Source organism: Pedococcus aerophilus, assembly GCF_039532215.1.
Taxonomy (GTDB): Bacteria; Actinomycetota; Actinomycetes; order Actinomycetales; family Dermatophilaceae; genus Pedococcus; species Pedococcus aerophilus.
The window spans coordinates 281,489-299,706 of the sequence record NZ_BAAARN010000001.1; the positions used below are offsets into that span (position 1 = coordinate 281,489).

Sequence of the window (18,218 nt, forward strand, 5' to 3'; positions counted from 1 at the left end):
GATGGCGTTCCGGCGCGTCCGCAACCCCGACGGGCGGATGACGCTGGGCGACCACCTGCGCGAGCTGCGGCGCCGGCTGCTCATCGCCGCCATCGCCCTGGTCATCGGGGCCATCGGCGGCTGGTACCTCTACGACCCGGTGTACGAGCACCTCACCCGTCCGCTCGTCGAGATCGCCACCGAACGCGGTGACGGCAACTCGATCGCGCTCAACTTCGCCGGGCTGACGGCCGCGTTCTCCCAGCGGGTGAGCATCGCCATCTTCGTCGGCGTCATCGTCTCGAGCCCGGTGTGGCTGTTCCAGCTGTGGGCCTTCGTCGTCCCCGGGCTGACCAAGAAGGAACGCAACATCTCGCTGGCGTTCATCGCGGCGACGGTGCCGCTGTTCCTCGGCGGGTGCTGGTTCGCCTACCAGACGCTGCCCAAGGCGGTGCAGCTGCTCATCAGCTTCACCCCGGACGGCGCGGTCAACTACCCCGAGGCGGCGCTCTACTTCAGCTTCGTCACGCGGTTCATCCTCGTCTTCGGCGGCGCGTTCCTCATGCCCGTCTTCCTCGTCGCGCTCAACGTCGTGCGCGTGCTGCCCGCCTCCGTGATGCGCCGGACGTGGCGCCCTGCGTTCGTCGTGATCTTCGTGTTCGCCGCCATCGCGACGCCGACGCCCGACCCGTTCACGATGTTCCTGCTCGCGATCCCGCTGTGCGTGCTCTACCTCGCCGCCCTCGGTGTCTCGACCCTGCTCGACCGGCGCCGCGCGAAGGACCGCCCGGAGTGGGCCGAGCAGGAGCTCTCCGACGACGAGGCGTCCACGCTCTAGCCCTCCACGGCGGTAGCCTCCGCGCGTGAGCAAGCGCATCGGCCTCGTCGTGAACCCCACCTCGGGCAAGAACCGCGGCATGAGCCTGGGCCTGGAGGTGGCGCACCGGCTGCGCGCCGCCGGCCACGAGGTCCTCGACCTCTCCGACGAGTCGTATGCCGCCGCGCGGGACCGTGCGCTCGGCGCCATCGCGCAGGGGATCGACGTCCTGGCCGTCGTCGGTGGCGACGGGATGGCGCACCTCGGCATCGACCTCGTGGCGGGTACGACCGTCCCCCTGGCGCTCATCGCCGCGGGGACGGGCAACGACATCGCCCGCGGCCTGGGCCTGCCCGTCCACGACCCGGTGCACGCGGCGGACCTCGTCACGACGGGGGTGCCGCGGACCATCGACGCCGTCCGCCACGTCGACGCGCACGGCCAGCCGCGCTGGTTCGGGGGAGTGCTGGGGGCCGGGTTCGACTCGCTCGTCAACGAGCGCGCCAACACCTGGCCCTGGCCCAGGGGCCAGATGCGCTACAACCTGGCGATCCTGCGCGAGCTGCCCCTGTTCAGGGCGATCCCGTACGCCGTGACCGTCGACGGGGTCCGCCACGAGACCCGGGCGATGCTCGTCGCCGTCGGCAACGGCCCGAGCTACGGCGGCGGGATGCAGGTCCTGCCCGACGCCCGGATGGACGACGGCCTGCTCGACGTCCTGGTGCTGCACGAGATCAGCACGCCCGAGTTCCTCAAGGTGTTCCCGAAGGTCTTCAAGGGCGCCCACACCAGCCACCCGGCGGTCGAGGTCCTCCGGGGCCGCGAGGTGACCCTGGAGGCGGCCGGGATCGTGGCCTACGCGGACGGCGAACGCTTCGCCCCGCTGCCCCTGACGGTCGAGGTGGTGCCCGGCGCGGTCACCGTGCTGGCACCCTCCCCGCGCCGGCCCGGCCGCTGACGTAGCCTCGGCACCATGTCGACCCCTGCCGAGCGGTTCGCTGCCTCCGCCGCGCGATCGCCCGCCCGCAACCCCCAGCTCGAGGCCTTCACGGCGTCGCTGGAGTTCCCGCTCGACGACTTCCAGGAGCAGGCCTGCCGTGCCGTGGAGGCCGGCAAGGGCGTCCTCGTCGCCGCGCCGACGGGGGCGGGCAAGACGATCGTCGGCGAGTTCGCGGTCCACCTGGCCCTGGCCACCGGCCGCAAGGCGTTCTACACGACGCCCATCAAGGCCCTGTCCAACCAGAAGTACGCCGACCTCGTCCGTCGCCACGGCGCCGCCAACGTCGGCCTGCTCACCGGCGACTCCTCGATCAACGGCGAGGCGCCCGTCGTCGTCATGACGACCGAGGTGCTGCGCAACATGATGTACGCCGGGTCGACCACCCTGCGCGGGCTCGGGTTCGTCGTCATGGACGAGGTGCACTACCTCGCCGACCGCTTCCGCGGCGCCGTCTGGGAAGAGGTCATCATCCACCTCGCCGAGGACGTCCAGGTGGTGTCCCTCTCCGCGACGGTGAGCAACGCCGAGGAGTTCGGGGCCTGGCTCGCCACGGTCCGCGGCAACCACGAGGTCATCGTCTCCGAGCACCGCCCGGTCCCGCTGTGGCAGCACGTCATGGTCGGCCAGGGCGTCTACGACCTGTTCGTCGACGAGCTGGCCGCCCCGACCACCGGCGCCGACGCCACGCGGGTGAATCCCGAGCTGCTCCAGGCCATCCGCACGACCGAGCAGCGTGGCCGCTGGGACGACTCGGGCCACCGCGGCGGCGGTCGTGGTGGTCGGCTCCCGCACCGGGGGCGCGGCGCCCCCCGCGGTCCCGGGGGTGGTCCCGGAGGACGAGGTATGGCGCGAGGCGGCGCCGGTGGCGGGCCCGCCGGTGGTGGGCGGCCCGGCGGGGGAGCGACCCGTTCGGAGGTCGTCGCCAGGCTCGACCGCGAGGGGCTCCTGCCGGCGATCACCTTCATCTTCAGCCGGGTCGGCTGCGAGGGTGCGGTCCAGCAGCTCCTGCGCGATGGCGTCCACCTCATCCCCGAGGCCGAGGGCGACCGCATCCGCCGCACGGTCGAGGAGCGGATCCAGGGCCTTGCCGAGGAGGATCTCGGGGTGCTGGGCTACTGGGACTTCGTCGAGGGCCTGTCCCGGGGCTTCGCCGCCCACCACGCCGGCATGCTGCCGACCTTCCGGGAGATCGTCGAGGAGCTGTTCACCGCCGGCCGGATCCGCGCGGTGTTCGCCACCGAGACCCTGGCCCTGGGCATCAACATGCCGGCCCGCACCGTCGTGCTCGAGAAGCTCGTGAAGTTCAACGGCGAGACGCACGCCGACATCACCCCGGCCGAGTACACCCAGCTGACCGGCCGCGCCGGTCGGCGCGGCATCGACATCGAGGGCCACGCCCTCGTCCTGTGGAACCGCGGCCTGGACCCGCTGTCCGTCGCGGGCCTGGCGTCGACACGCACCTACCCGCTGCGCTCGAGCTTCCGGCCGACCTACAACATGGCGGTCAACCTCGTCGCCCAGGTCGGTCGCGAGACGGCCCGCGAGATCCTCGAGACCTCCTTCGCGCAGTTCCAGGCCGACCGGGCCGTCGTCGGGATCGCGCGCGCCGTGCGGCGCAACGAGGAGGGCCTGGAGGGCTACTCCGAGGGGATGGCCTGCCACCTCGGCGACTTCAGCGAGTACGCCGCCATCCGCCACGAGATCGCCCGGCTCGAGAAGGACGGCGCCAAGGCGCGTTCGGCGAGCAGGCGCGCCGAGGCTGCGGTCTCGCTCGAGGCCCTGCGCATCGGCGACGTCATCAAGGTGCCGTCGGGGCGCAACGCCGGCTACGCGGTCGTCGTCCAGCCCTCGAAGTCCTACCGCGGCGAGGCGCCGGCACCGACCGTGGTCACCGAGGACAAGCAGCTGCGCAAGCTCACCACCGTCGACGTGCCCGAGCCGGTGGAGGCGATCGCCCACGTCAAGGTGCCGCCGCACTTCAACGCCAAGAGCCCCAAGGCACGGCGCGACCTGGCCACGTCGCTGCGCATCGCCGTCCCGCACGACCCGCCGCCGAAGCGGCGCGCGGAGTCGCAGCCGGGCGAGGACGAGAAGGTCGCCGAGCTGCGCCGCCAGCTCAAGGCGCACCCGTGCCACCAGTGTCCCGACCGCGAGGACCACGCGCGCTGGGCCGAGCGGTGGTGGCGGCTCAAGCGGGAGACTGTGGGCCTGCAACGCAAGGTCGAGGGCCGCACCAACTCGGTGGCACGCACCTTCGACCGGATCTGCGAGCTCCTCACCGAGATGGGCTACCTCGCGGAGGGCGGCACGGCCGTCACGCCCCAGGGCGAGAACCTGCGACGCCTCTACACCGAGAAGGACCTGCTCGCCGCCGAGTGCCTGCGCCTCGGCGTCTGGAAGCGTCTCGACCCGGCAGGTCTGGCCGCCATCGTCTCGGTCCTCGTCCACGAGCCCCGTCGCGACGAGTCCGACCCGTCTCCGCGCATGCCCGGTGACGACGTCGCCGAGGCGGTCACCGAGATGAACCGGCTCTGGTCGGTGCTCGAGGACCGTGAGCGCGACCTCGGTCTGCCCCTCACCGGCGACCCCGACGCCGGGATGGCCTGGATGATGCACCGCTGGGCCTCGGGCCAGAAGCTCGACTACGTCCTGCGCGGGCAGGACATGGCCGCGGGTGACTTCGTCCGCCGGTGCAAGCAGGTCGTCGACCTGCTGGGCCAGATCTCCGACGCCGCGCCGGAGCCGCAGCTGCGCGCCACCGCCCGCAAGGCGATCGACGCGGTGATGCGCGGTGTCGTGGCGGCGGACCGGCTCGACTGACGCACGCGCCATACCGCCGGGTGGGACCCGACAGGGCACTCGCGGCGGGGCGGGGTGAGGATGGCGGGGTGACCCACCCCGCCTCCCCACCGTCGCAGCGCAGCACCGTCGGCGCCGACGACACCGACACCCCGGACCCCCGACGCTGGAAGGCGCTGGCCGTCTGCCTCGTGGCCGGGTTCATGACCCTGCTCGACGTGAGCATCGTCAACGTCGCCCTGCCGAGCATCGAGCAGGGGCTGTCCGCCTCGTCGAGCGACCTGCAGTGGGTGGTGTCGGGGTATGCCCTGACGTTCGGGCTGGTGCTCGTGCCCGCGGGGCGTCTCGGTGACGCGACCGGTCGACGGCGGATGTTCGTCGCCGGGGTCGTCGTGTTCGGTGTCGCCAGCCTCCTGTGCGGGCTCGCGACGAGCAGCGCCCTGCTAGTCGCCGCGCGCCTGCTCCAGGGCATCGGCGGCGGCCTGCTCAACCCGCAGGTGTCGGGGCTCATCCAGACGTTGTTCCGGGGTTCCGAGCGCGCGCGGGCGTTCGGCATGCTCGGGGCGACGATCGGCATCTCCACCGCCGTCGGCCCCATCGCCGGAGGCGTCATCCTCAGCCTGCTCGGGGCCGACGCGGGCTGGCGCTGGATCTTCTTCGTCAACCTGCCCGTCGCCGTGGCCGCCGTCGTCCTCGCCCTGCGATGGATCCCGGCCGCCGAGGCGCGCGAAGGTGCCCGCAGGCGCCAGGACCTCGACCCCGTGGGCGTCCTCCTGCTCGGTGCCGGGGTCCTCGCCCTGCTGCTGCCCCTGGTCGAGAGCGGCCGTGGCGCCGCCTCAGCGGCCGTGCCCGGGTGGGTGGCTGCCGTGGGTGCCGCCCTGCTCGCGGTGTTCGTGCTGTGGGAGCGCCGGTACACCGCGCGCGGCCACACCCCGCTCGTGGACCTGCGCCTGTTCCGCCTGCCGGGCTACGCCTCCGGCGCCATCGTGGCGACCGTCTACTTCTCCGGCTTCACCGGGATCTTCTTCGTCCTGACGATCTACCTCCAGCAGGGACTGGGGTACTCCGCCCTGCTGGCCGGCCTGGCCGTCACCCCGTTCGCCGCCGGGTCCGCGGTCATGTCGGCGGTGGGTGGGCGCCTGGTGCCCCGGTTCGGGCGTTCGCTCGTCACGTGGGGACTGGTCCTCGTCGTGGTGGGCCTGGTCGCGACCGATGTCGTCCTGTCCACCGTGGAGGGCCCTCGCACCGGGTGGTATGCCGCGCTGCCGCTGCTGCTCGCCGGCCTGGGCAGCGGGATGGTGATCTCCCCGAACATCACCCTCACCCTCGCGGACGTGCCGGTCGAGCGGGCGGGGACCGCCGGTGGCGTGCTGCAGACCGGTCAGCGCATCGGCACCGCCGCCGGCATCGCGCTGGTCGGGACGGTGTTCTTCGCCGCGGCGAAGGACGGTGGGGCGTCAGGCGCGGCGCTGTCGCTGCGGGTCGCCACAGGTCTGGTCGTGCTGTCGCTGGTGGCCAGCCTCGCCGACGTCTGGCTCCGTCGCCGGGCGAACGGCGAGGTGGCCGCGTAGCGGACCACGCGCCATCCGGTGCGCCGAGGTCAGGTCACTCGATCCGCAGCGCGGAGAGCACGCGGTTGAACGAGCTGGTCACCCCGAACTCCGACGCCACGCGGCTCATCAGGACCGGGTCGGCCACCTGGGTCGGCAGGGCCATGTCGACCTCCTCGACCGGGGCGTCGGGGGCCACCTGGACCACCTTGGGCGCGACGTCGAGGTAGGCCGCGCCGGCCTCGAGGCGGGCCCGCTGGGCGCCCTTGATCTCGGGGTCACCGCTGTCGACGGCCGCACGCAGCGCCACGAGCGTCCCGTACTTCTCGATGAGCTTGGCGGCGGTCTTCTCGCCGATCCCAGCCACGCCGGGCAGGCCGTCGCTGGTGTCGCCGCGCAGCACCGCCATGTCCGCGTACGCAGGACCGTTGGCCACGGCGTACTTGGTCTGCAGGAACGCCTCGTCGACGAGGTCGGGGTCCCGCACGCCACCGCGCGCGGTGTAGATGACGCGCACGTTCGCCGCGTCGTCGACGAGCTGGAACAGGTCGCGGTCACCGGTGACGACGTCGATCGCCATCGTGCCCTTGTGCCGGGCGGTGAGGGTGCCGATGACGTCGTCCGCCTCGAAGCCGTCCGCGCCCAGCCGCGGGAAACCCAGCGCCTGCAACGCATCCCGGATGACGGGCACCTGGGGGGTCAGCAGCTCGGGGGACTCCTCCTCGGCGAGCGAGCCGTCGACGAGCCGGTGCGCCTTGTACGTCGGGATGGCGTCGACCCGGAACGCCGGCCGCCAGTCGTTGTCCCAGCAGGCGACGAAGTGGGTCGGCTGGTGGGTGCCGATGAGCGAGGCGATCATGTCGAGGAAGCCGCGGATCGCGTTGGTGGGCGGCTCCGAGTCGTCCTTGCGCTGGTCCGGCACGCCGAAGAACGCGCGGAAGTAGAGCGAGGCGGAGTCGAGCAGCATGAGGCGTCCGGTCGGCGCAGAGGTCATGCGGCCCATGCTGCCACCACGAGGGGGTCTGCCTCAGTAGGCTGCCTCCGTGGAAGACCTCGATCGACGCATCGTCACCCTGCTGCGCTCGGACGGTCGGATGAGCTACACCGACCTCGGCAAGGCGATGGGCCTCTCGACGTCCGCCGTGCACCAGCGGGTGCGGCGTCTGGAGGAGCGCGGCGTGATCAAGGGCTACACCGCGATCGTCGACCACACCGCGCTCGACCTGCCGCTCACGGCGTTCATCTCCATCAGCCCGCTCGACCCGGCCGCGCCCGACGACATCCCCGACCGGCTGCGCGACATCGGTGAGCTCGAGGCCTGCCACTCGGTCGCGGGGGAGGAGAACTACATCCTCAAGGCGCGTGTGCGCACCCCCGGTGACCTCGAGGTCCTGCTGGCCCGCGTCCGCGCGGCCGCCAACGTCGCGACCCGTACCACCGTCGTCCTCTCCACCCCCTGGGAGTAGCGAGCCTCCCCGGTGCTGCGCGTCGTCGCGGCCCACCTGGCGACCGGCCGACGACCACCTCTGCCTCCGACCCGCTCAGCTCGTGCTCGGCGCGGTCACCGATCAGCTGGGCTGGTCGTCCGGCGGCAGGCTTCCCGCCAGGTGTCCTTGTTTGCGGCGATGAAGTCGGTGGTGGTGCGCCAGTGCCCACCGTGACCCGCGACGTACATCGAGGCCCAGGGTTCGCCACCGTTCCGGTGGGAACGCAGGAGCAGGTCGTGCATCGCCTCGGCCCTCCGGACCAAGGTGGCCGGCAGGCGGGCCCGCAGGCCCGCGTCCGCGCCATACCCGTCGAGGAACGCCACCACCCGGTCAGCCGCCAGCGCCACGTCGGCGTCCGGGAAGAGGTGGCCGAACGAGATGGTGGCGTAGGCGAGGTCCCACAGCCGCGTCGAGGGCCCCGCTCCGTCCCAGTCGATGAACACGATGCGGTCACCGTCGATGACGAGGTTCCAGGCAGCACAGTCGTTGTGGCACACCAGGTCCGGGTCCGTCGCCGGCAGCAGCACCGGCCAGTCCGGCGGCACCTCCAGGCCCTCGCTGGCGTCGTGGATGGACCGCAGCAGCCGACCCACCGAGCGGACGAGATCCGGGTCCAGTGGGCCGAGGTCCATGGCCAGCTGCCCGGGGACGTGCTCCAGCACCAGTCGCCCCTGATCGTCACGACCATGGACCTCCGGCACGTCGATCCCCTTGGCCCGCAACGCCTGCAGGTACTCGACCGTGCGTCCGCTCGTCGGCAGCCACGGCTTGCGGACGGTGTCCCCGATGCGCACGACCCGCCCCGACGCGTTGCCCCCGGCCAGCAGCTCCTCACCCTCGGTCATCACCCGCCCACCCTAGGGCGGCGAGGGGAGGCGACCAGTCGGCGACAAGCCCCGTGTCGGCACCACGCGCCCCGTGCTCAGGAGACTGCGCACCCCGCCTCGGTGTGTCGTCGGCTGGTCGACGCAGGACCGGTGTGCAGCCTTGCTCACCGGGACGCCCCGGGGTCAGGAGGCTGCGGCCACGGCGCGGTCGGCGTCCTCGACGATGAGGGCCATGTTCATCATGGCTGCGGCCCGCACCCCGGCGCCGGCCGCGTGGATCACCTGGGCCATCGGGTCGGTGACGTTGCCGGCGACGTGGACGCCGGGCACCGAGGTCTGACCACCCATGGGGTCGCCGGGGACGTGTCGCCCGACGACGGTCTCGCCCATGAGGAAGTCCACCGGCTCGACGCCGAGCGACTCCAGGACCGCCGACCGCGCGGTGAACCGCGGTGCGAGGACGACCGCCTCGCAGGGCACGACGACGGCATCCGAGTCCGCCTCACCCACCTCGACACCGGTCAGTCGACCCTCCTCGGACACCAGGCGGCGCACCGGTCCCGCCACCACCCGGACCCCGACCGCAGCCAGGCGAGCTGCCTCTGCCGCCTCCGGTGCCGCCTGCCCGTCGAGCACCAGCGTCACATCGTCCGACCACTGGGTGAAGTGCAGGGCCTGGTGCGCCGACATCGGGTTCGTGGCCAGCACGACCAGCGCCTTGTCGCGCACCTCGTAGCCGTGGCAGTACGGGCAGTGGATGGCCGAGGTGCCCCAGTGCTCGCGAAGGCCCTCGATGGGAGGGAGCTCGTCGACGAGGCCGGTCGTGACGAGCAGCCGCCGGGCCGTGAGCACGTCCCCACCGGAGAGGGTGACCTCGAAGCCACCCTCGACGGCGCGCGCCCCCTGCGCACCCTCGAGCCGGAACCGGCCGCCGAACCCGAGCAGCTCGCCCCGGGCGATCGCGAGCAGCTCGCGCGGCGCCATGCCGTCGCGGGACAGGAAAGAATGGACGCCGTGAGCCGGGGCGTTGCGCGGCTCGCCGGTGTCGAGCACGAGGACGTCCCTACGGGCGCGGGCGAAGGTCGTGGCGGCGGCGAGACCTGCCGGGCCGCCGCCGATGATGATGACGTCGTGGTTCGTTTCCATGACATCCACCATGCCGAGCCACCGACGGAAACGACAAGGTATGTTGCCGACATGGCAAACGACCCCCTGGCCGATCTCGGACCTCGGCTCCGGCGGCTGCGGACCGCGCGCGACCTCACCCTGTCCCAGGTCGGCGACGAGACGGGGCTGTCCGTCAGCACGCTGTCGCGGCTCGAGTCCGGTGGGCGCCGGGCGACCCTGGAGCTCCTGCTGCCGCTGGCTCGCGTCTACGGCGTCACCCTGGACGAGCTCGTCGACGCCCCCGCCACCGGGGACCCGCGCATCCACGCCAAGCCGATCGAGGCCTACGGCGGCACCATCGTCCCGCTGACCAACCGGCCCGGGGGAGTGCGCGCGTTCAAGCACGTGATCCGCCCGGCCACGCGCTCGGTCCCCGACGCCAACACCCACGAGGGCTACGAGTGGCTCTACGTCCTCGACGGCCGGCTGCGCCTCGTCCTCGGCGAGCACGACGTGGTGCTCGGCCCGGGAGAGGTCGCGGAGTTCGACACGCGGGTGCCGCACTGGTTCGGCTGCGCCGACGACCAGCCGGTCGAGATGCTGAGCATCTTCGGACCGCAGGGCGAGCGCATGCACGTGCGCGCCAAGCCGCGGGCGAGGTCGGCCGGGGCCAAGGACGACGGCTAGGAGGTCGGCGCCTCGAGCTCAGCCAGGGTGAGCACCACCAGGCTCGCGGTCCAGACCAGCGGGGCCGGGCCGGCAGGCGCACCGCTGCGGGTCACCTTCTCCGGCAGCGACCCGTATGGCGTCCGGTGGGCCTCCAGCCAGTCGAGCCTCGCGTGCGCGGCACGGTCGCGACCGGACGCCGCGGCGGACAGCGCGAGGAGGGCGGTCTGCGGGGTCCACGAGGCCCCGCCCTTCTTGACCCACTGCACCCCCGGGGCCACGCCACCGGCGGGCTGGGCGGCCTCACGCTGGTAGCGCCCCACCGCAGTCCGGACCGCCCGGGTCATCGACTCAGGCAGGTCGGCCTCGGCCGTGAAGGGGGGCAGCAGCATGACGACGGCGGCGTCGAGCCCGCCGGAGTCGCCGAACCGTTCGTACACCGGACCCATCTCGCGCTGCACCGTCCCTGCGAGCCGGGCCACGGTGGCCCGCACCCGCTGCGACGGCCCCAGGTCACCGGTCGCGACGTAGTCACGGCTCGCCGCGGCCAGCCCGGCGAGCATCGGCGCCACCGTCCCGAGGGAGGTCCGGCTGACACGCACCTCCCAGTAGTCGGGGGAGGGCGGGGGCAGATCGTCACCGCCGTCGACGAGACGGGTCAGGGTGCGGACGCACCGGTCACGCAGCTCGGCCGCGGAAGGCGGCACCCCGGCAGGGCTGTCGCGACGGACCTCGGCCAGTGCCCACAGCACCCACCCGCAGCCATCGGACTGGCGCGGGCGGTCGGTCAGCGGCGTTCCATCGAGGGCGTACCTCGCCTGGAACCCGACCGCAGGGTCGAACTCCAGTCGCGCCATACGGTCCAGCACCGAGGCCGCGTCGGAGGCGTGGCCGGTGCGGCTCAGGGCGACCGCGGCGAACGACCCGTCACGGGGCCAGAAGTAGCCCCAGGGCCCACCCGGACCAGCCGACACGGTGCCGTTCGCCTCGAGGTGCGCCTTGACGTCGACGAGGGCCCAGCGCGACATGTCCGCCCAGGCGGTGTCGGCGCCCGGGACGGTGCCGGTCTCCACCCAGCGACGGTCGGCGTTCTCCTGGCCGTTGTCGGCGTACGCGGGGGCTGCGCGGTAGCCCGGGGCGGTGATGAGCTTCTCCTCGGGCGGCATGGCCTTCGGGCCAGCGGCTGCGCCACCGACCAGGGCCGCGACGGCGAGGACCACCGGCACCACGAACCGTCGCCGCACGTCGCACCCCTCCGACTCGTCGGCCGACCGCTGCGGTCGGGCTCGGCGCCCACGCTAGTTCGCGCCGACGGCAGATCGGGCGAAGTCGCCGACATTTCCAAGGGGCGCCCACCCTGCGGACGGACGGTCCGGCCTGCCTCAGCGGGCGATGGCCGCGACGGTCGCCCGGGTCGCCTCGACGAGGTCCGCTGGTGCGAGCGAGAGGTCGAGGCCCCGGTGCCCGCCGGAGACGTAGACGACGTCGAACGCGCTCGCGCTCTCGTCGAGGACGGTCGGCAGGGCCTTCTTCTGGCCGATGGGGGAGATGCCTCCGACGACGTACCCCGTGCTGCGCTCTGCTGCCGCAGGGTCGGCCATGGCGACCTTCTTCCACCCCAGCGCCGCGGCGACGGCCTTGAGGTCGAGGCTGCGGTCGACCGGCACGACCCCGACGGCCAGCCCGCGCTCGCCCTCGACGAGCAGGGTCTTGAACACCTGCCCGGGCGGCACCGACAGCGCGGCCGCGGCCTCCAGTCCGTAGGAGGCCGCGGCCGGGTCGTGCTCGTAGGGGTGGACGCCGAAGGACACCCCGAGGCGGGTCAGCGCGGTCGTCGCCGGCGTACCGGCACCGCTCTCACGACGCTTGCCCATGGGGATGTGTGGGTAGCGGTGCGGGTATGGCGCGCGGTCGGGTCCGGGAAGCGGCTGGGGTCAGCGCTTCTCGATGCGCTTCACGAGCGCCCAGACCGCGGGGAAGAGCCCTGCCGCCGCGAGCACCTTGAGGCCGTCACCGATGAGGAAGGGCACGACACCCTTCGCCAGGGCGGTCCCGAAGTCCATGCCCGTGGCCTCCATCAGCCACGGGACACCGGCGGCGTAGATGAGGATGTTGCCCACGACCATCGTCATCGCGGTCCTGGCCACCGTCCGGTCGCCGCCACGCTGCGCGAGCGCACCGACGAGGGTGGCTGCCAACAGGTAGCCGACGACGTAACCGAACGTGGCGCCGCCGAAGCCCTCACCGTGACCGGCGAACCAGTTGACTCCGAGGCCGCCCGCGACGAGGTAGGTGGCAAGGCTGAGCAGCGCACGGATCCCGCCGAGGGAGGCACCGGTCAGCAGCACCGCGAACGTGCCGAGGGTCAGGGGGACGGGGGTGCCGGGCAGCGGCACGCTCCACTGGGCCAGCAGGCCGATGAACCCGGCGCCGGCAGCGACCAGGGCCAGGTCTCGGGCCAGCACACCGGCAGTGGCCGGGACGCCGGCGACGGCGGGGACGTAGTCGGCGAGGACACGCTTGCGGGGGAGGGCGATAGCAGTCACGGGAGCAACCTAGCGAAGCCGCGCGCCGCGGCATACCGACGTCTCACGTCGACCACGTCACAACGGCGCGTCGCACGCGGGAGTGCACGCCGCAGGGTCGGGTGGACGGGGCGGGTGAGCAGGTCGCGGACGGCACGGTGCGGACAGCACGCCGCCCCCGTGCCGGGCGGCACGGGGGCGACGGTGTCGACACCACTCGGGAGGACCCCCCGGTCAGACCAGGGCGATGTCGCGCTCGGACGCCTCCCGGCTGGCCGCGGCCTGCTCGACGGCGACGGCGTGGGCGGCCTCGTGGTCGCCCTGCTCGCGCCACCACTGCTGGCCGGCCTCGGGGAGGGTGTGGATCGGGTCGTAGTAGACGTAGTCACGCGACAGGGCGTCGGTGTCGGCGCCCTCGATCGAGGTGCGGTAGTTCTTGCGCCAGAACGACATCCCGCGCTCGGTGTCGTAGCTGTCGACCTGGTGCACCCAGCGCTTCCCGACGAACGGGACGTCGCAGACGATGCGCGGCGTGGCGAACCCGGGCAGGTAGCCCATCATCGAGTGCTGGAGGTGCTGGGCCTCGGCGAGCGAGACCCGCCAGTGCTCGCTGAACGGGATCATGTCGCACATGTAGAAGTAGTACGGCGTGATCATCGCGTCGTCCTGCAGGGCGAAGCAGAGGTCGAGCAGCTGCTCGGTCGTGTCGTTGACGCCACGCATGAGGACACCCTGGTTGCGGACGTCGCGGACGCCGGCCTGGAGCATCGCCTTCGCGGCGTCGGCGACCAGCGGGGTGACCGACTGGGCGCTGTTGACGTGGGTGTGGATCGCCAGCGAGACGCCGCGCGAGCGGGCCTTGGCCGACACGCGGGCCACGCCCTCGACCACGTCGTCCTGGAGCCAGTGCTGCGGCAGTCCCATGAGTGCCTTGGTGGCGAGGCGGATGTCGCGGATGTTCTCGACGTCGAGCAGCTTGTCGAGGAACCCCTCGAGGTTCTTCCAGGGCATGTTGGCCACGTCGCCGCCGGAGACGACGACGTCGCGCACCTGCGGGGTGCGCTGGAGGTAGTCGAGCATCGCGGCATACCGGTCGACCGGCTTGCCGGTGAGCTTGAGCTTGTCGATGACGGCGGTGGAGTTGCCGACGAGGTCCATGCGGGTGCAGTGGCCGCAGTACTGCGGGCAGGTCGGCAGCATCTCGGCCAGGACCTTGGTGGGGTAGCGGTGGGTCAGCCCCTCGACGGCCCACATGTCGTGCTCGTGGAGGCTGTCGCGGGTGGCGTGCGGGTGGCTCGGCCAGTCGGTGCGCCGGTCGGAGAACACCGGGAGCATGTAGCGGCGCACCGGGTCGGCGTAGAAGGCGCGGGTGAACTCGGTGCCGGCGGCGGGCATCGAGCCGTCGGCCCAGGTCTGCTCGCTGACCATCGTGTTCATCATCTGCGGCGGCACGAGCATCGACATCGTCGCGCGTTCGGCCTGGTCGCGCTCGAGGTCGGCGTAGAACGCCTCGGTGAGCAGGTCGCCCATGAGCTCGCGGAGCTGCTTGAGGTTCTTGATGCAGTGGACGCGCTGCCACTGGGCGCTGGCCCAGTCGGCGGCGGTGACGTCCTTCCAGCCGGGGAACCGGGTCCAGTCGGGCTCGACCAGCTCGCGGTGCCGGTAGACGTAGGGCTGCTCGATCGAGGTGCTCATACGTGGCAGGATACGGGACAGGTTGCACTGATCGCGCACCTTCACCGCAAGATCTTCACCTCGTGTCGTCCTTTCAGGGAGATTCTGTGTCCATCGCTGCCGAGAACCGCTCGACACCGTCCTCACCGGTCGGTCTGCACCGGGTCCTCGACCCGGTCGGCGCGTCCCTGCCGCAGGCGGCGCGACGACTCGATGCGTCGCCGCAGCTCTGGGACGACGAGGTCCGGATCAGCATCGAGACGCTCAACCTCGACGCGGCGTCCTACCGCCAGCTGTCGGAGAAGCACTCCGGCGACGGCGAGGCGGTCCGCGCCGAGGTCCTCGACATCGTCGCGACCCGCGGCAAGATGCAGAACCCCGTTACCGGTTCCGGCGGCATGCTCATCGGGACGGTCGAGGAGGTCGGACCTGGGTCGACCCTCGGCCTGTCGGTCGGTGACCGCGTTGCCACCCTGGTGTCGCTGTCCCTCACCCCGCTGGTCATCACCGACGGCCTGGCCCGGTGGGACGGCCGCTCCGAGCGGGTCCCTGCCGAGGGTCACGCGATCCTCTTCGGCCGCTCCATCGCTGCCCAGCTCCCCGACGACCTCAGCCCCGACCTGGCGCTCATGGTCATGGACGTGTGCGGTGCGCCAGCCCTCGTCTCACGGGTGGTGGGGGAGTATGCCGCGCGCGGGGTCAGCCCCGTCGTCGCCGTGCTCGGCGGGGCCGGGAAGTCCGGGTCGCTGTCCCTCGCGGCAGCCACGGAGGCCGGCGCGTCGCGGACCCTCGGTGTCGTCCCGCACGAGCGCGAGGCCGAGCTGCTGCGCGCCAGCGGGCTGGCCGACGAGGTCGTCGTCGCCGATGCCCGGAGCCCGCTCGGCCTGTCGGAGGCGGTGGCCGCGGCCGGTGGACCGGCCGACGTGACCGTGGTGTGCGTGGACGTGCCCGGGTGCGAGCAGCCCGCCATCCTGTCGACCGCCCAGGGCGGCACCATCATCTTCTTCTCCATGGCGACCAACTTCGCCGCGGCGGCCCTGGGTGCCGAGGGGGTGGCAGCCGACGTGCGCATGCTGGTGGGCAACGGGTACGTGCCCGGCCACGCGGCATACGCCCTCGAGCTGGTGCGCGGCAACGCCGCGGTGCGCTCCCTCTTCGAGGGCCGCCTCGAGGAGTGACCGGCTGCGACGTGCATTGGGTCGCCCGGCCGGTGCCCGCGCAGCGGGGCCTCGCGACCGAGTCAGGGCACTGCACGTCGCAACCGTAGGGACCAAGGGCCCGCCCTCACCCCACGCAGCCGTGGTCGGCTCGGGCCATGACGACCGTCGCCCCCTTCCCGGCCCACCCCTCCGACGCACCCAGCACGTCCGGTCACGCCGACTACACGCCCGACGAGCTCGCGCTGGACCTGCGCTGGTGGGCGGCGGCGAACTACCTCACGGTCGGCCAGATCTACCTGCGCGACAACGCCCTCCTGCGCGAACCGTTGCGCCTCGAGCACACCAAGCCGCGGCTGCTCGGCCACTGGGGGACCAGTCCCGGCCTGTCGATGGTCTACGCCCTCGTCAACCGCATCATCAGGCGCACCGCGACCGACTGGCTCTACGTCACCGGCCCCGGCCACGGCGGTCCGGCACTCGTGGCCGCAGCCTGGCTTGAGGGGACCTACAGCGAGGTGTACCCGCACATCGCCGCCGACGGTGACGGGGTGCGCGACCTGTTCCGCCAGTTCTCCTCGCCCGGCGGCATCCCCAGCCACGTCAGCGTCCAGACCCCGGGGAGCATCCACGAGGGCGGCGAGCTCGGGTACGCCCTGGTCCACGCGGCCGGCGCGGCGTTCGACCACCCCGACCTCACCGTGGCGTGCGTCGTCGGTGACGGCGAGGCCGAGACCGGGCCCCTCAGCGCCTCCTGGCGGCTGCCGACGTTCCTCAACCCCCGCCGTGACGGGGCGGTCCTGCCGATCCTGCACCTCAACGGCTACAAGATCGCCGGACCGACCGTCCTGGGCCGGGCCAGTGACGAGGACGTCGAGGCCTACCTGCGCAGCCAGGGCTGGGACCCGGTCACCGTCTCCGGTGACGACCCTGACCTCGTGTTCCCCGCCCTCTTCGACGCGCTCAGCCGCGCCCATGAACAGATCAGGGCCCTCCAGGCCGCGGCCAGGTCCGGCGAGGGACCGAGCGAGCCGGTGCGCCACCGCTGGCCCGCCATCATCCTGCGCACCCCCAAGGGCTGGACCGGTCCCGACGTCGTCGACGGCGTGCAGGTCCAGGGGACGAACCGCTCGCACCAGGTGCCGCTCTCCGGCCTCGCCGAGAACCCCGAGCACCTGCGGCTCCTCGAGGAGTGGCTGCGGACCTACCAGCCCGACGAGCTCTTCGACACCACCGGCCGCCTCGCCCCCGAGCTGCGCGCGCTCGCACCCGACGCCGACCTGCGGATGTCCGCCACGCCCTACGCCAACGGTGGACGGCTGCGCGCTGAGCTCCCTCCGGTGGACCTCGCCGCCCACGAGGTGCCGTTGCCCTCACGAGGGACGACGTGGGTCGAGAACACGCTGTCCTCCGGTGGCCTCATGCGTGACCTGTATGCCGCGACGGCCCGCCCCGACGGCGGCGGCACCTTCCGCCTGTTCTCGCCGGACGAGACGGCGAGCAACCGGTTGCAGTCGGTCTTCGAGGTGACCGACCGCAACTTCATGGGCCCGCTGCTCGACACCGACGACCACCTGGGGCCGGACGGGCGGGTCATGGAGGTCCTCAGCGAGCACCTGTGCCAGGGCTGGCTCGAGGGGTACGTCCTCAGCGGGCGGCACGGCGTCTTCGCGACCTACGAGGCGTTCGCCATGGTGTCGGCGTCGATGGCGGTCCAGCACGTCAAGTGGCTCCAGCACGCCAAGGACCTTTCCTGGCGCGCGGACGTGTCGTCCCTCAACGTCCTGCTGACCTCGACCTGCTGGCGCAACGACCACAACGGGTTCTCCCACCAGGGGCCGGGGCTGATCGACTGCCTCATCCCGCTCGCGCCGGACGTCGTGCGCGTGTGGTTCCCGCCGGACGCCAACACGGCGCTGTCGATCACCGACCACTGCCTGCGCAGCACCAACCACGTCAACCTCATCGTCGTCGACAAGCAGAAGCACCTGCAGTACCTCTCGCTCGAGGAGGCGCACCGCCACTGCGCCGCAGGTGCCGGTGTCTGGGACTGGGCGAGCACCGGCCGCGACGACGAGGAGCCCGACATCGTCCTGGCCTGCGCCGGCGACGTCCCGACGCAGGAGGCGCTCGCGGCCGCCGAGCTGCTGCACGAGCACGTGCCGGACCTGCGCGTGCGGTTCGTCAACGTCGTCGACCTCATGGCGCTGCTGCCGGAGAACGACCACCCGCACGGGTTCTCCGACAGCCAGTTCGACGACCTGTTCACGAAGGACAAGCACGTGGTGTTCGCGTTCCACGGCTACCCGCGGGCGGTCCACCAGCTCGTCCACGGCCGCAGCAACCCGGGACGGTTCCACGTCCGTGGGTTCAACGAGCAGGGCACGACGACGACACCGTTCGACATGGTGGTGCTCAACGGCATGAGCCGGTTCCACCTGGCGAAGGAGGCGCTCCGGCGGGCCGACCGTCGCCCCGACGGCTGGGACCGGCTGACCCGCCTGTGCGACGACCGGCTCGCCGAGCACGCCACCTGGATCCGCGAGCACCTCGCGGACCTGCCCGACATCGCGGAGTGGACCTGGAAGGAGCGTGCCGACAACGGGGCGGCGGAGCAGCCCGGCCGGTAG

The 18,218-nt window shown here is 72.4% G+C and carries 15 protein-coding genes; 8 read left to right on the forward strand and 7 right to left on the reverse strand.

The genetic code is table 11. The annotated features are described in order from the left end of the window. Position 1 precedes the first annotated feature (1 nt). The 4 genes from tatC to ABD286_RS01320 all read left to right on the forward strand — a co-directional run bounded on the left by tatC (position 2) and on the right by ABD286_RS01320 (position 6,166). Positions 2 to 817 carry a twin-arginine translocase subunit TatC gene (gene tatC / locus ABD286_RS01305; RefSeq protein WP_344189503.1) on the forward strand — a complete coding sequence of 272 codons (816 nt, stop codon included), beginning with the start codon at positions 2 to 4 and terminating at the stop codon, positions 815 to 817. Between the two features lie 25 nt (positions 818 to 842). Next, positions 843 to 1,754: a diacylglycerol/lipid kinase family protein gene (locus tag ABD286_RS01310; protein ID WP_344189505.1), complete on the forward strand. Its 912-nt coding sequence runs from the start codon at positions 843 to 845 to the stop codon at positions 1,752 to 1,754. A 15-nt stretch (positions 1,755 to 1,769) separates the two neighbouring features. Beyond that, a complete protein-coding gene (locus ABD286_RS01315) occupies positions 1,770 to 4,616 on the forward strand; it encodes a DEAD/DEAH box helicase (protein WP_344189507.1) in 2,847 nt (948 codons plus the stop codon). Positions 4,617 to 4,684: 68 nt separating this feature from the next. After that, positions 4,685 to 6,166, forward strand: coding sequence for an MFS transporter (locus tag ABD286_RS01320; RefSeq protein WP_344189509.1), 1,482 nt, complete (start codon positions 4,685 to 4,687; stop codon positions 6,164 to 6,166). A gap of 34 nt (positions 6,167 to 6,200) precedes the next feature. On the opposite strand, the gene ABD286_RS01325 is transcribed toward ABD286_RS01320, so the two are convergent. Next, positions 6,201 to 7,139, reverse strand: coding sequence for a 5'-3' exonuclease (locus ABD286_RS01325; RefSeq protein WP_344189511.1), 939 nt, complete (start codon positions 7,137 to 7,139; stop codon positions 6,201 to 6,203). Between the two features lie 49 nt (positions 7,140 to 7,188). Here ABD286_RS01325 and ABD286_RS01330 point away from each other — a divergent pair, with 49 nt between their 5' ends. Next, the gene (locus ABD286_RS01330) at positions 7,189 to 7,611 is read left to right on the forward strand and encodes an Lrp/AsnC family transcriptional regulator (RefSeq protein ID WP_344189513.1); all 423 of its coding nucleotides are present in this window, start codon (positions 7,189 to 7,191) and stop codon (positions 7,609 to 7,611) included. 95 nt (positions 7,612 to 7,706) lie between these two features. Here ABD286_RS01330 and ABD286_RS01335 read toward each other — a convergent pair whose 3' ends face one another. Both ABD286_RS01335 and ABD286_RS01340 read right to left on the reverse strand, forming a co-directional pair. Next, entirely contained in the window at positions 7,707 to 8,477 is a 771-nt protein-coding gene (locus tag ABD286_RS01335) for a phosphotransferase (protein WP_344189515.1), read from the reverse strand. Positions 8,478 to 8,642: 165 nt separating this feature from the next. After that, positions 8,643 to 9,605, reverse strand: a complete 963-nt coding sequence (locus tag ABD286_RS01340) for an NAD(P)/FAD-dependent oxidoreductase (RefSeq protein WP_344189517.1) — start codon at positions 9,603 to 9,605, stop codon at positions 8,643 to 8,645. Between the two features lie 51 nt (positions 9,606 to 9,656). On the opposite strand from ABD286_RS01340, the gene ABD286_RS01345 reads away from it, so the two are divergent. Continuing rightward, the gene (locus ABD286_RS01345) at positions 9,657 to 10,253 is read left to right on the forward strand and encodes a helix-turn-helix domain-containing protein (RefSeq protein ID WP_344189519.1); all 597 of its coding nucleotides are present in this window, start codon (positions 9,657 to 9,659) and stop codon (positions 10,251 to 10,253) included. Here ABD286_RS01345 and ABD286_RS01350 read toward each other — a convergent pair. The 4 genes from ABD286_RS01350 to ABD286_RS01365 all read right to left on the reverse strand — a co-directional run bounded on the left by ABD286_RS01350 (position 10,250) and on the right by ABD286_RS01365 (position 14,452). Then, positions 10,250 to 11,476 (reverse strand): glycoside hydrolase family 15 protein, encoded by a 1,227-nt coding sequence (locus ABD286_RS01350; protein WP_344189521.1) that lies wholly within the window; start codon positions 11,474 to 11,476, stop codon positions 10,250 to 10,252. The two genes, ABD286_RS01345 and ABD286_RS01350, sit on opposite strands and share 4 nt — an antisense overlap. Before the next feature lie 138 nt (positions 11,477 to 11,614). Further along, complete coding sequence (gene ybaK / locus ABD286_RS01355) at positions 11,615 to 12,106, reverse strand: Cys-tRNA(Pro) deacylase (RefSeq protein WP_344189523.1); 492 nt, start codon at positions 12,104 to 12,106, stop codon at positions 11,615 to 11,617. A 60-nt stretch (positions 12,107 to 12,166) separates the two neighbouring features. Further along, the gene (locus tag ABD286_RS01360) at positions 12,167 to 12,778 is read right to left on the reverse strand and encodes a biotin transporter BioY (RefSeq protein ID WP_344189525.1); all 612 of its coding nucleotides are present in this window, start codon (positions 12,776 to 12,778) and stop codon (positions 12,167 to 12,169) included. Positions 12,779 to 12,991: 213 nt separating this feature from the next. Further along, a complete protein-coding gene (locus ABD286_RS01365) occupies positions 12,992 to 14,452 on the reverse strand; it encodes a KamA family radical SAM protein (RefSeq protein WP_344189527.1) in 1,461 nt (486 codons plus the stop codon). Positions 14,453 to 14,538: 86 nt separating this feature from the next. Between ABD286_RS01365 and kdd the strand changes: the two genes are divergently transcribed. Together kdd and ABD286_RS01375 are read left to right on the forward strand one after the other, a co-directional pair. Further along, positions 14,539 to 15,609 carry an L-erythro-3,5-diaminohexanoate dehydrogenase gene (gene kdd / locus ABD286_RS01370; RefSeq protein ID WP_344189529.1) on the forward strand — a complete coding sequence of 357 codons (1,071 nt, stop codon included), beginning with the start codon at positions 14,539 to 14,541 and terminating at the stop codon, positions 15,607 to 15,609. Positions 15,610 to 15,746: 137 nt separating this feature from the next. Further along, a complete protein-coding gene (locus ABD286_RS01375; protein ID WP_344189532.1) occupies positions 15,747 to 18,218 on the forward strand; it encodes a phosphoketolase family protein in 2,472 nt (823 codons plus the stop codon).

Excerpts from the sequence above, each read along its gene's own strand:
- tatC (WP_344189503.1), top strand. The coding sequence starts at position 2 with ATGGCGTTCCGGCGCGTCCGCAACCCCGACGGGCGGATGACGCTGGGC.
- ABD286_RS01315 (WP_344189507.1), top strand. The coding sequence starts at position 1,770 with ATGTCGACCCCTGCCGAGCGGTTCGCTGCCTCCGCCGCGCGATCGCCC.
- ABD286_RS01325 (WP_344189511.1), bottom strand. The coding sequence starts at position 7,139 with ATGACCTCTGCGCCGACCGGACGCCTCATGCTGCTCGACTCCGCCTCG.
- ABD286_RS01335 (WP_344189515.1), bottom strand. The coding sequence starts at position 8,477 with ATGACCGAGGGTGAGGAGCTGCTGGCCGGGGGCAACGCGTCGGGGCGG.
- ABD286_RS01340 (WP_344189517.1), bottom strand. The coding sequence starts at position 9,605 with ATGGAAACGAACCACGACGTCATCATCATCGGCGGCGGCCCGGCAGGT.
- ABD286_RS01345 (WP_344189519.1), top strand. The coding sequence starts at position 9,657 with ATGGCAAACGACCCCCTGGCCGATCTCGGACCTCGGCTCCGGCGGCTG.
- ybaK (WP_344189523.1), bottom strand. The coding sequence starts at position 12,106 with ATGGGCAAGCGTCGTGAGAGCGGTGCCGGTACGCCGGCGACGACCGCG.
- ABD286_RS01365 (WP_344189527.1), bottom strand. The coding sequence starts at position 14,452 with ATGAGCACCTCGATCGAGCAGCCCTACGTCTACCGGCACCGCGAGCTG.
- ABD286_RS01375 (WP_344189532.1), top strand. The coding sequence starts at position 15,747 with ATGACGACCGTCGCCCCCTTCCCGGCCCACCCCTCCGACGCACCCAGC.